Source organism: Rhodococcus sp. EPR-147 (genome assembly GCF_001647185.1).
Taxonomy (GTDB): domain Bacteria; phylum Actinomycetota; class Actinomycetes; order Mycobacteriales; family Mycobacteriaceae; genus Rhodococcoides.
This window is the reverse complement of record NZ_LVCU01000534.1, coordinates 1-13,305: the sequence shown is the minus strand read 5'-3', so window position 1 is coordinate 13,305 and position 13,305 is coordinate 1. Positions and strand designations below refer to the sequence as shown.

Below are 13,305 nucleotides of genomic sequence, written 5' to 3'. Positions count from 1 at the left end.
GAAACTCCTCGTTCTCGGGGCTAGGTGTCGATGCGGTAGGTGGAGAGTTTGTAGGGGTCGATGTCGATGCCGTGACCGGAACCGGTGGGGACGGTGAGTTCTCCGTCGCGGATCTCGAGCGGCTCTGTCACCAGGTCGTCGCTCATGTCGAGGAAGTTCGAAAGTTCCCCGGCTCGACGCGAGGTCAGGTCGAAGGCGGCACCGAAGGCAACGGTGCAGGCCGAGCCGAGTTGACCGTCGATCTGGTTGCCCATCACCACATCCAGGCCGAGGCCCTCGCACAGGTGATGGATTCGCGTCGAGTCGGTGAACCCAGTGCGGGCGGTCTTGATGCTCACCGCCGTCGCCGATCCCCCGAGGATCTCGCGAGTCACTTCGGCAGGCGTGGTGGCCGATTCGTCTGCGACGAAGGGGACATCGAGTTGCTGCACCAGCCAGCGGCGACCGAGAACATCGTCGGCCGGGCACAGTTCCTCGGCAAGGGTGAGTCCGAGATCGGCCATGTCCTTCATGGCGCGTGCCGATTCTGCAGCAGTCCAGCCGCGATTGCCGTCCACGTACAGTTCGACGCCCTCGCCGAGACCTTCCCTGAGCGCGCGCACGACGGCGGTGTCGAGGGCTACGGGCCGGCGACCGACCTTGATCTTGAACACCTCGATTCCGTAGGTGTCGCGCATTCGAGTCGCCTCGTCGACCATCGCTGCCGGAGTGTCGAATCCGAGCATATGGCTCACCCGCATCCGGTCGGTGTATCCGCCGAGCATCTCGGTGACGGACAGGTCGAGGGTGCGGCCGAGCGCGTCCCAGACGGCCATGTCGATCGCAGCCTTCGCCACCGGGTTGCCCACGGTGCGGGTCAGCCTGGAACGGATCACTTCCCGATCGAGCAGGGTCAGTCCGAGAATCGCTGGGATGAAGAGGCTTTCGATTACCGCGACGATTCCGCGCTGAGTTTCGCCGTAGGTGAAGGGACGTGGGGGCGCGTCTGCGGTGCCGACGATACCGTCGTCGGTGTGCACTCGAACCAGCACGTGCTCGGCGGCATGCACCTCTCCGCTGGCGAATTTCAACGGTTTGACATACGGAATGCTGTACGGAATCGCCTCGACTGCAACGATCTTCATAGAACTGCCTTCGGGTCTGGTGATGGAGAAAGCGTGTCGACGCGGGGCAGGACCCCGGCCTCTTCGAGAGCGCCGACCAATGCGTCGACGAGGGCCGACGGTCGGTCGCGATGCCAGGCCAATGCCAGATCTATGGTGCTTGCGCCCGCGATGTCACGGAAGACGACCCCGGTGAGTTGCAGTGCTCGGACGGATTCCGGAACGAGAGCCACCCCGAGCCCGGCAGCGACCAGGGCCAGCAACACGGACGTGTCGGGGGCCTCGTGCTCACGCCGGGGGCTGAAACCCGCTGCGCGGCAACTACGTAGAACTGCCTCGTTGACCACCGAATGCGAGTCCGCGTACATCACGAAGTCCTCGTAGGCGAGGTCGGCTACCTCGAGTGCGGCCTCGGCGGCGTACCGATGGTCGACGGGCACTGCCAGCAAGAGAGATTCGGTGGTGATGGTGCGGATGACCAGATCGTCGCCCGCCACGGGCGGCCGCAGTACCGCCACGTCGAGTTGCTCGGAGCGCAGCCCCTCCACCTGAGCAGGAGTGAGCAGATCCCCGTGGACCTCGAGTGCGAGCCCGGGCAGGCGCTGCTTGATCGCTCTGGCGATCGGCGGCAGCTGATCGAAGGCAGCGGTACCGGTGAAACCGATACGAACCAGCCCGTAGCGCCCCTCGGCGATGCGTCGAACACCGTGGGTGCTTCGCTCGATGTTCTCCAGGTTTCGGACCGTCTCGCGGTAGAAGAACTCGCCCGCAGGCGTCAGGCTGACCTGCCGTGTGGTGCGAGTGAGCAGCGTGACGCCGAGTTCTGCCTCGAGTTGACGAACCGACTGGGAGAGCGCCGGCTGCGCCAGATGCAGGCGCTTGGCGGCCTGACCGAAGTGGCACGTCTCGGCCACCGCCACGAACTGATACAGGTGCCGCAGCTCCACGGTGACTTCCTCTCCGATATCGCGTTCCGAGCCGACGTACTCCTCGGCGTGACCCTGCCCACAGTAAGCCGCACATCCATCGACGGCAAAGACCTATTTCCGGTCGATTGATAAGTGAACGTGATCAATAGGCACCCTGGTCGAGCCTAGGCAAAGCCCTGGTGTGACCGGTGCCACTCGGTGTCAGAGTCGGAGACAACCGCCACGCGACTTGCACCGCCGCGGAATCGAACGACAGCGAGGACACGACCATGACGGAAATCTTGGATCAGGCGCACGCCGCCATCGACGGAGCGGTGATCGACGATGCCGACGCCGGCATCTATCGAGCCAATCGGAGCATCTTCACCGACGAGGAGATCTTCGAGCTCGAGATGAAGCACATCTTCGAGGGCAACTGGATCTACATCGCCCACGAGAGCCAGATTCCGAACAACGGCGACTACTTCACCGTGCACATGGGTCGTCAGCCGGTGGTCATCACCCGCGACAAGGACGGGGAGCTGCACTGCCTCATCAACGCCTGTGCGCACCGTGGCGCGATGCTGTGCCGCCGGAAGACCGACAATCGCCCCACCCTCACATGTCCGTTCCACGGCTGGACATTTCGCAACGACGGCACACTCCTCAAAGTCAAAGATCCCGAGGGTGCCGGCTATCCGGACACGTTCGATGTCGACGGCTCGCACAACCTCACCAAGGTGCCGAGGTTCGAGAGCTACCGAGGGTTCCTGTTCGCCAGCCTGAACGACGACGTATCGACGCTCGCCGAGCACCTCGGCGACACCACCAAGGTCATCGACATGCTCGTCGATCAATCACCGGACGGTCTCGAAGTACTGCGGGGTTCCTCGACCTACACCTTCGACGGCAACTGGAAGGTGCAGGCCGAGAACGGTGCCGACGGATATCACGTCAGTGCCGTGCACTGGAACTATGCCGCGACCACCTCGCGGCGCAACAACGGCGAATCGAAGAACACCACCAAGGCCCTCGACGCAGGCGGCTGGGGCAAGTCCGGTGGCGGCTACTGGTCCTACCCCAACGGGCACCTGTGCCTGTGGACGTGGGCCGCCAACCCCCAGGATCGGCCGCTGTGGGACCAGATGGATGCGCTCAAGGAGCAATTCGGCGATGCCAAGGGCGAATTCATGGTGAAGGGCTCACGCAACCTGTGCCTGTACCCGAACGTGTACCTGATGGATCAGTTCAGCACCCAGATCAGGCACTTCCGCCCGATCGCGCCGGACAAGACCGAGGTCACCATCTACTGCATCGCTCCCAAGGGTGAGAGCAAAGAGGCTCGCTCGCACCGCATTCGGCAGTACGAGGACTTCTTCAACGCGTCCGGCATGGCCACCCCCGACGACCTGGAAGAATTCCGCTCCTGCCAGCTGACGTTCCAGGCGACCAATGCGCCGTGGAACGACATGAGCCGCGGTGCCGAGCACTGGCTGACCGGGCCGGATCCAGTGGCCGAAGCACTGGACATGCACGGGGTGATCTCCGCGGGAGTCAAGAACGAGGACGAGGGACTCTTCCCCGTTCAGCACGGCTACTGGCGCAGCACCCTGCTCGCTGCCATCGACAGGACAGCTACCGAGAGCCGGGTGAAATGACATGACCTCCACCGAAACTCGCATCACGCAGAGCGCGATCGAGCAGTTCCTCTACCGCGAGGCCCGATACCTCGACGACCGGGAGTTCGAACTCTGGCTCACCTGCTACGCCGACGACGTCGAGTACTGGATGCCCTGCTGGGGCGACGACGATCTGCTCACCGAGGATCCGCAGACCGACATCTCGCTGATCTACTACGAGAACAAGGGTGGCCTCGAGGACCGCGTGTTCCGCATCCGCACCGAGCGCTCCAGTGCCACCTCGATTCCCGAGCCGCGCACGAGTCACAACATCAGCAACGTCGAGGTGATCGAACGCCGAGGCGACCTGGTCGATGTGCGTTTCAACTGGCACACGATGTACTTCCGATACAAGGCGATCGATCCGTACTACGGGACGTCCTTCTACACCATCGACTTCTCGGGCGAATCACCGTTGATCCGCCGCAAGACCGTGGTGCTCAAGAACGACTACATCCACCACGTCGTCGACATCTATCACTTCTGATCAGGAAAGGAGACCCCTCGTGAGCCATTCCGTCGCACTGTCCTTCGAGGACGGCGTCACCCGATTCATCACCTGTTCCGACGGCCAGACCGTCGCCGACGCCGCCTATCGGTCGCGAATCAACATCCCCCTCGACTGCCGGGACGGGGCGTGCGGAACCTGCAAGGCACTGTGCGAATCCGGCGACTTCGACGGCGGCACGTACCTCGACGACGCGCTCAGCGCCGGCGAATCGGAGCAGGGCTACTGCCTGCCGTGCAGCATGACTCCGAAGTCCGACCTCGTACTCCAGATCGCCAGCACCTCCGCGGTTGCGAAAACCCGAGCGGCGACGCACGAAACCGTGGTCACCGCAGTCGATCGACTCTCACCGACGACGGTTCGCCTGGCCGTCGAGGCACCGCAGGGCGACGAACTCACCTTCCTACCGGGCCAGTACGTCAACATCACCGTGCCCGGATCGGAGCAGACCCGGTCGTACTCGTTCAGCTGCGTGTCCGGGTCCGACGAGCTCGAGTTCCTGGTGAAGCTGACCCCCGACGGGTCGATGTCGACCTACCTGGCCGACGCCGCAGCCGTCGGGGACAAGATCTCGTTCACCGGGCCGCACGGCAGCTTCTTCCTTCGGGAAGCGCAACGGCCCGCGCTGCTGTTGGCCGGCGGAACCGGCTTGGCTCCCATCCTGTCGATTCTGCGCACCTTGGCGGCCGAATCGTCGTCGCGTCCCGTGCATCTGGTCTACGGCGTCAGCACCGACGAGGACGTCGTACTCCTCGACGAGCTGGCCGCACTCGCCTCGCAACTCGATGCGTTCACTTTCGATCACTGTGTGTCGGATCCGAACAGCACGGCCGCGAACAAGGGCTACGTCACGTCGCTGCTGAGCGAGGAACACCTGTACGACGGCGATGTTGCCGTCTACCTGTGCGGTCCTCCGCCGATGGTGGAGGCCGTGCGTGCGCACTTCGCCGAGTCGGGAATCGAACCGACCGGCTTCTACTACGAGAAGTTCGCGCCGTCTGCCCCGGCCGTCGAGCGTCCTGATCCCGTCGTGGAGCCGACTGCTGCGGACCCCACGCCCGTTGCGGTCGAACGGGTTCCCGCGACGGGTGCCGAAGAGCACGACCTCGTCACCGAGGACCGGCCTGCCACCGAAGCTCGATCCGTCTGCGGCCGAACGCTGTTCGATGCTCGCGACGAGAATCCCCTCCGCGCCGGCACTGCGATCTCGGCGAGCGACGAAGCCCTTGCCATCACCTCGATCGCCCGCCAGCGCATCGTCTCCCACGGCACCGGTAGTGCCGACCCACTCGACGAGTCATCGGACGGTCTCGCCGTCACACCCGATGCCCAGTCGGTCGCCGGTCAACGCATATGGCCGGACCGAGAAATCGAGCCGTTGTTCGACCGCGTCGAGCCTGCCGCAGCCACCGTCGACTACGAGATCGGCGAGGAACATCCTTCGGTGCACGAATCCGATGCGGTGTTCGAGGCCCGACGCGCACTCGAACTCGGCGCACTGGAGTTGGTCATCGGCAGGCTCAGCTCCCAGCAGATCGCGGGCTACCGATTGCTCGCGGAAGCCACCACGCGCTACGTGGACGGCGATCGCTTCGTCGACGCGGCCGCGTACACCGAAACCAACGCCGCCTTCCACGACTACCTGTTCACCCAGACACGCAACGAGCATCTGCTGCAGGCATATCGGGCCCTCGGGGTCGAAGCTGCCATGGAGGACGTGCTTCGCAATGCGACGTGGTGTGACCCGTTGTGCGCCCAGGATCACCTCGACATCGTCGACGCTTTCGAGGCAGGCGACCGAGAACGCGCCCGCACCTTGATCGCCGACCATGCCGACCGCTCCAAGACCACGATGAAGCGCGCCATGCACGACTCGGCCGCGAGCAAGCGACCCAGATTCGTCAGCCCGGGCCGGTTCGCCGGGAAGGTCGTCCTGATCACCGGTGCGGCGCAGGGCATCGGAGAGTGCGTCGCACGCAGAATCGCCGCGGAGGGCGGCACCCTGATGCTGGCCGATCGATCCGAACTCGTCGAGGAACTGAGCGCCGAGCTCGGCCGCGACGGCACCGAATCATCCAGTGTGCTGGCCGATCTCGAAACCTGGGCCGGTGCGTCGAGCGCCGTGGACGCGGCGCTGGCAGCGCACGGACGAGTGGACGTGTCGATCCATGTGGTGGGCGGGACCATCTGGGCGAAGCCGTTCGCGGAGTACCCACCGGAGCAGGTCGAGAAGGAGATCTCGCGCTCGCTGTTCCCCACACTCTGGTCGTGTCGCGCGGTGATCCCGCACATGATCTCGAAAGGCACCGGAACCATCGTCAACGTCTCCTCGGTCGCGACCCGCGGAGTGCACCGAGTTCCCTACGCCGCAGCCAAGGGTGGAGTCAACGCCATCACCTCTGCACTCGCACTGGAGGCGGCTCCGCACGGGGTCAGGGTGGTCGCGACCGCGCCCGGAGGGACCGAGGCACCGCCGCGCCGCGTCGCTCGCGGACCTGCGCCGAGCACCGATCAGGAACAGCAGTGGTACCAGGCCATCGTCGATCAGACCGTCGACTCGTCCCTGCTCAAGCGCTACGGGACGCTGGACGAGCAAGCCGCGGCGATCTGCTTCCTGGCCTCCGACGAGGCGTCGTACATCACCGGTACGGTGCTCCCCGTCGCCGGCGGCGACCCGGGCTGAGTGTGCGCGATGTCGGTTCGATTGCCGGACGTACCCGCACGTCACCGCTACGGTGAGCTCATGTCCCCCGCGCCGCTCGTTGCCCGTGGCGAGCTGCTCGATGCGCTGGTGGACGAGGTGCAGGACGCCGACGCCCGATCGAGGTTCGTCGTCGTGGACGGCGCGGCAGGTGTCGGCAAGACCGCGGTGCTGCGAGAGCTGGCTGCCCGCCTCGACGCGGCCGAGCCTCGCCCGCGCGTCCGGCAGGTGTCCGCCGTACCGTGGGAGACGAGCAGGCCGTGGGAGATCGCGCACCAGTGCTTCCCCGAGATCGACATCGCCGACGGCCGGACGCTGCCGGAGCGAATCGCAGGCAGCAACGGCCCCTCGGTGACCGCCGTGTTGATCGACGACGCTCAGGACGCCGACGCGGATTCGCTTCGCGTACTTGCCTCTACCGTCCGACGCCACCGCGACTCGAAGATCGCCGTGGTGTGCATCCGTCGAATTCTGCCCGCGGGGAGCATCGAATCGCACGAGATACTCGATCGCGCAGCCGATACCCGGTTCGTCGTCGAACCGCTGGGAAGCAACAACGTCGCAGAACTCGCTGCGCTGCGCGGCGTCATCCTCTCACCGTCGTCGGCCGCGCACCTGACCGCGCACACGGGTGGACGCCCGAAACAGGTGTCGGCGCTGCTGTCCGAACTGCCCGGCCACATGTGGACGGGCGTGCGGCCCGAACTACCCGCACCCGAGTACGTGCAGGCATCGGTGCGAGCGGCACTGAGCGAGAGTTCGGCGGACACAGTTCGGTTGGTGCAGGCCGTGGCCGTGCTCGATGGCGCTCGACCGGTCTCGACGGTGTGCGAGGTAGCAGAGATCGATGATCCCAGTGCTGCACTCGATCTGGCGGAGGCACTGGGCCTTGTTCTCGTGCGCCGTCGATCGGGTATCACTCTGCTCGAGTGCCCGGACGGGATGATTCGCGCAGCCGTACTGGCCACCATGAGCAGAACCGGCGTCGCCGACGTCCACAGAGCCGCGGCGTCCGCCGAATCCGACCCGGCCGATCGGCTTGCGCACCGCGCCGAGGCGGCGCTGCTACCCGAGCCACACATGGCCGACGAGCTCGAATCACTTGCCGCAGAACGCGCGCGGACCGGAGAATGGGCTACCGCTGCCAGGCTCTTCATGCTCTCGAGCCGAGCGTCCGGCGACGCAGGCCTACGCGAGGATCGACTCGTGCGCGGCGTCGACGCCCTCATCGGTGCCGGTGACGTTCGCGGAGCATCGGACTACATCGCCGAGATCGAGAGTCTGCACGAAACACCGAGCCGCAACGCCGTTCTCGGCTATCTCGCCATTCTGCGGGGCCGCCCGCAGGAGGCCGACGCCCGATTGACACGGGCGTGGCAGCTCGTCCGAACCCGCCACGATCGCGACGTCGCCGCCGTCATCTGTCATCGCCAGGTCCTGCACAATCTCGCCCGATGCGACGGCGGCGCACTGGTGTACTGGGCCGACCGCGCCGTCGAACTCGTCGGCTCGGACCATCCGACTGCCGTCGAGGCGCAGGCCATCCGCGGGCTCGGTCTGGCCGGAACCGGCCGCGTCGCAGAAGCATTGGCCAGCTACGAGGATCTGTGGGGACAGGCCGGCACCGGAGCCGTGGGACAGCGAGTGCAAATGGGTGCCGGCTGGCTGCACCTGGCCACCGACTCGGTGGAGCTGGCGAGGTCCGAACTGGAAGCAGCGGCACCGACGGACTTCCTCGGCGGCTCCACCCGAATCGCACTGTGGGCCAACGCCTGGTTGGCCCGCACGTATTTCGTCACCGGAGAATGGGACGCGGCGCTGCGGATAGTCGGACGCGCCTCCGACCTGGCCGACAGTTCCGGTGCCGCCCTCATCGTCCCGCTCCTGCAGTGGACGGCCATGCAGATCCACGCGCTTCGGGGTGACTGGGATGCCGCCGCGGCGAGTTCACGACGAGGTGAATCCGGCGCTAGAGATTACGAGATCATGCGCGTCCCCACGGCTCTGGGCCGCGCAGCGATCTCCGAGGCTCGGGCCGACTATGCCGGTGTCCTGCGCGCCCTGAGTCCGCTGACACAGCAATGGGCACACGCCGACGTCTCCGAGCCGGGCTTCTGGGCCTGGCCGGACGTGTACGCCAACGCGCTGATCGTGGAGGGCAGGCTCGACGAAGCCGATGCCTTCCTCACTCCCCACGAAGCCCGGGTGGCAGAGCGCGGCCACCGATCGGCACATGCCCGGCTCGCGTGTGCGCGGGGTAGATGGCACGGCGCAACCGGCGACATGGACTCTGCGCGAGCCTCTTTCGAGGATGCCTTGGATTCGCTCATGCCACTGCCCCTGGTGTACGACCGCGCCCGGGTGAACTACGCGTACGGCCAGACGTTGCGGCGGGCAGGCAAGCGACGCGAAGCCGACGTGGTGGTCACCGCGGCCCGCGACGACTACCTTTCTCTCGGCGCTACGACGTACGTCCGGCGGTGCGACCGCGAGCTCAAGGCAGGTGGAGTGCACGCGATCCTCAAGGACAGGCCGCACAACGCGCTGACGCCACAGGAGGACGCGGTATCCAGCCTCGTCGCAACGGGTCTGACCAATCGAGAAGTGGCCGCGGAACTGTTCCTGTCGGTGAAGACCGTGCAATTCCATCTCACGCGTGTTTATGCCAAGCTCGGCGTTCGATCCCGTTCCGAACTCGCCGCGGCCCGTGCATCCGAGAGCACGCCACCATGATTGTGCAACAGCGCTTTTCGGCACGAACCCTGGGTCGATCCTAGGCATTTACCCGGTGTGACCCAGGGCACAGTGCGACACACTTGCCGTACTGCACCGACCGGGTGCCGCATTCGCCCGCCACGACGGGCCCTCTACCGAAGGACAGTCGATGACCTCACCGACAATTCCGACGCCCCGCAGCGCAGCCGCCGGCTGGGCCAGCGACCGTCACCGACGTAGCGTGATCTGGATCGTCGCACTCTCCACCGCAGCAATCGTTTTCGACGGATACGACCTCGTCGTGTACGGAACCGTCCTGCCGACACTGCTGGCCGACTCGACCCAACTCGGTGCCCTCAGCCCCGAGCAGGCCGGTGCCCTCGGTTCGTACGCTCTCATCGGAGTCATGGTGGGTGCTTTGACAGCCGGAGCCTTCGGCGACCGCATCGGGCGTCGGCGAACGATGCTGACGTGCATCGTGTGGTTCTCGGTCGGGATGGGGGCCACCGCACTGGCCCAGAACATCACCGCTTTCGGAATCCTTCGATTCGTCACCGGAATCGGAGTCGGCGGACTCGTCGCCACGGTAGGCGCGATGATCGCCGAGTTCGCACCGGCAGGCCGTCGAAATCTGTTCAACGCCATCGTCTACAGCGGTATCCCCGCCGGCGGCGTTTTGGCTTCTCTGGCCGCAATCGCTCTGCAGGACAGCATCGGCTGGCGCGGACTGTTCTGGATCGGAGCACTGCCGCTGGTCATCCTGCTGCCCCTCGCGGTGCTCCGTATGCCGGAATCACCGCGATGGCTGTTGGCGCACGGACGCGTCGCCGATGCCCAGCAGATCTGCGCGAAGACCGGAATCCCGATGCCCGAGCCCGAGCCCGCAGTCGCCGGCGATCGCGTCGGATTCGCCGCGCTCGCCCGCAAACCACTGCTGCGCCCGACGGCACTCCTCGGGTTGATGAGCTTCTCCGGCCTGCTGCTGACCTACGGCCTCAATACTTGGCTCCCGCAAATCATGTCCGAGGCCGGATACAACGCCAAGGGGTCGCTGTCATTCCTGTTGGTGCTCAACGGTGGTGCCATCATCGGTGGATTGATCGCCTCTCGCGTCGCCGATCGGACCGGACCACAGCGCGTCATCGCCGCCACCTTCTGCCTTGCCGCACTGTCGTTGGTGTTGTTGACGTTGAATTTCCCGCTCGGCGTACTGCTCGTCGCCGTGGCCGGTGCCGGCATCGGCGCTATCGGCACCCAGGTGCTGATCTACGGCTTCGTCTCCAATTACTACCCCACGACCGCCAGGGCGGCGGGCGTCGCATGGTGCGCCGGTTTCGGACGCCTCGGCGGCATTCTCGGTCCGCTGCTCGGCGGTATCCTGCTCGGTGCGGGAATCGCGTCCTCGCAGGCGTTCTACATCTTCGCCGTCGTTGCCCTGCTCGGAGCTCTCGTCACCACAGCCGTCCCTGCGGTTCGGGCACTGCGTCGATCCGATCCAGCAATCGAAGAACCGGTGAAAGTGGCTGAATGACAGATATTTTCCAGAGGCCGACCTCGAGCGACCTACCGGAACGTCGCCCGCCGAATCTGCGTGCTCTGCGCGCGGACTTCGGCGGGCTGTACGTCGGTGCAGGGGCGACCGGCGTGCTGTTCAGCGCGACCGGGCCCGTTGCGGTGATCATGGGTGCCGCGGCAGCAGGCTCGCTCACCGCCGCGCAGACGGCGTCATGGGTGTTCGGGGTGTTCGTGCTCAACGGCATTCTCACCCTGGTGGCGAGCTGGGTCTACCGAATGCCGCTGAGCTTTTTCTGGACCATTCCGGGCACCGTTTTGGTCGGTCAGTCGCTGGCGTCGCTGACCTGGCCGGAAGTCGTCGGGGCTTATCTCGCGACGGGGGTCCTGATCATCGTGCTCGGTGCCACCGGTGTCGTCGCGAAGCTGATGGCCTTTCTGCCGCACAGTGTGGTGATGGCGATGGTTGCAGGCGCGTTCCTGTCGTTCGGAACCGGACTGGTGCAGTCCGTTTCGTCGAACGTACTGGTCGCGGGCACCATGGTCGTGGCGTGGTTGGCCCTGACACGATCCGATGTCTGGTCGAGGCGCATACCTCCGGTGCTGGCGGCATTGGTGGCCGGTCTCGCTGCGCTGGCGGTCACCGGCGGATACACCCCACTGACCGGCCCCGCGGCCGAGCTCCCTCTGATCGGTCTGCCCGAACTCGTTGCGCCGTCGTTCAGTGGGGCGGCAATGGCGCAGTTGGTGATACCGCTCGCCATCACCGTGGTCGCGGTGCAGAACGGTCAAGGCGCTGCCGTCCTGAGCTCCGCGGGCCATCGGCCTCCGATGACCGCTGTCACCATCGCGTGCGGGGTGTGGTCGCTTCTCGTCGCACCGCTGGGTGCGGTGTCGACGTGTCTCGCCGGTCCGACCAACGCACTGCTCGTCGCTGTGGGTGAACGGTCGCGGCAGTACATCGCCGGAATGACCTGCGGCGCACTGGCTATCGTCGTGGGTGTACTGGCACCGGTGTTGGTGCGCGGACTGGCCGTGGTACCCGCGACGTTCATCGCCGCCCTCGCCGGTCTGGCCATGCTCGAGGCACTGCGCGGAGCCTTCACCGCCGCATTCTCCGATTCGACCGGCCGTCCGGTACTCGCGCCGCTGATCACCCTGCTGGTCACCGTCTCGGGAACCGACGTCGCGGGCCTGGGGGCTCCGTTCTGGGGACTGGTCGCCGGTGTGGCGGTGACCTACGTGTTGGATCGTCGACGGTAGCTCCCGCCGAACTCGAAGTTATGGATGGATTCCGGGCATATTCCGTCCACAACTTCGAGTTCGGCAGAGTTCGAGGGTCAGAAGCCGATCGGCAGACCGGCGTAGTTCTCCGCCAGTCCCGTTGCCCCGGCCTCGCTGGAAGCAACCCATTTCAACTGCGAGAGCTGCAACTGCGCATCGAACGGGTCGTCGCCGGTGTGCAGCATCGTCGTCATCCACCAGGAGAAGTGCGTGCAACGCCAGACGCGTCGGAGCGCGTCGTCACTGTAGGCATCGGCGGCGCGGGAATCGTTCTTGCCCAGCAGCGACGTCAGTGCCGGTGCCAGCAGGGCGACGTCGGCCACTGCGAGGTTGAGGCCCTTCGCCCCGGTCGGCGGCACGATGTGCGCGGCGTCGCCGGCCAGAAAGAGGTTGCCGTGTCGCATCGGCGTCTGCACGTAGCTGCGCATCGGCAAGACGCTTTTCTCGGTGATCGGTCCAGGAGTGAGCTCCCAGCCGTTCTGCCCGTGACCGAGCCTGCGTGCCAATGCATCCCAGATTCGGTCGTCGGACCAGGTGGCGATGTCGGTCCCGTTCGGCACCTGCAGATACAGCCGACTGACCGCCGACGATCGCATGGAGTGCATCGCGAATCCGTCCTGATGCCAGGCATAGATGAGCTCGTCGGTCGAGGGCGCGACGTCAGCCAGCACCCCGAGCCAGGAGAACGGATACGTTCGCTCCCAGGTGTTGCGCACCGAGTCCGGCATCGCAGCGCGGCTCGGACCGAACGAACCGTCGCACCCGGCAACGACATTCGCGTCGATCCGCATCGGAGTACCCGAGGCATCGGTGAACGTGACGTACGGGGAGTCGGACTCGACGTCGTGCAACGCGGTATCGGAGACGTCGTAGAAGATCTGCTGGCCTGCTTTCT

Annotated in this window: 9 protein-coding genes; 6 read left to right on the top strand and 3 right to left on the bottom strand. The window is 65.7% G+C overall.

Annotation, left to right across the window (positions count from 1 at the left end):
• Nucleotides 1–20: 20 nt before the first annotated feature.
• Nucleotides 21–1,124, bottom strand: coding sequence for a mandelate racemase/muconate lactonizing enzyme family protein (locus A2J02_RS23540; protein WP_068054378.1), 1,104 nt, complete (start codon nucleotides 1,122–1,124; stop codon nucleotides 21–23).
• Nucleotides 1,121–2,050 (bottom strand): LysR family transcriptional regulator, encoded by a 930-nt coding sequence (locus A2J02_RS23535; protein WP_068054375.1) that lies wholly within the window; start codon nucleotides 2,048–2,050, stop codon nucleotides 1,121–1,123. The genes A2J02_RS23540 and A2J02_RS23535 overlap by 4 nt, the downstream gene beginning before the upstream one ends.
• A 251-nt stretch (nucleotides 2,051–2,301) precedes the next feature.
• Between A2J02_RS23535 and benA the strand changes: the two genes are divergently transcribed.
• The 6 genes from benA (at nucleotide 2,302) to A2J02_RS23505 (ending at nucleotide 12,389) form a co-directional block, all read left to right on the top strand.
• Complete coding sequence (gene benA, locus A2J02_RS23530) at nucleotides 2,302–3,669, top strand: benzoate 1,2-dioxygenase large subunit (RefSeq protein WP_068054434.1); 1,368 nt, start codon at nucleotides 2,302–2,304, stop codon at nucleotides 3,667–3,669.
• A 1-nt stretch (nucleotide 3,670) separates the two neighbouring features.
• Nucleotides 3,671–4,177, top strand: a complete 507-nt coding sequence (benB, locus tag A2J02_RS23525) for a benzoate 1,2-dioxygenase small subunit (protein WP_068054372.1) — start codon at nucleotides 3,671–3,673, stop codon at nucleotides 4,175–4,177.
• A complete protein-coding gene (gene benC, locus A2J02_RS23520) occupies nucleotides 4,167–6,881 on the top strand; it encodes a benzoate 1,2-dioxygenase electron transfer component BenC (protein ID WP_068054369.1) in 2,715 nt (904 codons plus the stop codon). The genes benB and benC overlap by 11 nt, the downstream gene beginning before the upstream one ends.
• A 60-nt stretch (nucleotides 6,882–6,941) precedes the next feature.
• Nucleotides 6,942–9,632, top strand: a complete 2,691-nt coding sequence (locus A2J02_RS23515) for a LuxR C-terminal-related transcriptional regulator (RefSeq protein ID WP_068054431.1) — start codon at nucleotides 6,942–6,944, stop codon at nucleotides 9,630–9,632.
• A gap of 151 nt (nucleotides 9,633–9,783) precedes the next feature.
• Entirely contained in the window at nucleotides 9,784–11,145 is a 1,362-nt protein-coding gene (locus tag A2J02_RS23510; protein ID WP_068054368.1) for an MFS transporter, read from the top strand.
• A complete protein-coding gene (locus A2J02_RS23505) occupies nucleotides 11,142–12,389 on the top strand; it encodes a benzoate/H(+) symporter BenE family transporter (protein WP_068054365.1) in 1,248 nt (415 codons plus the stop codon). The genes A2J02_RS23510 and A2J02_RS23505 overlap by 4 nt, the downstream gene beginning before the upstream one ends.
• A 77-nt stretch (nucleotides 12,390–12,466) precedes the next feature.
• On the opposite strand, the gene A2J02_RS23500 is transcribed toward A2J02_RS23505, so the two are convergent.
• Nucleotides 12,467–13,305 (bottom strand): 4-hydroxybenzoate 3-monooxygenase (locus A2J02_RS23500; protein ID WP_068054362.1); only part of this gene is annotated, 839 nt, incomplete at its 5' end.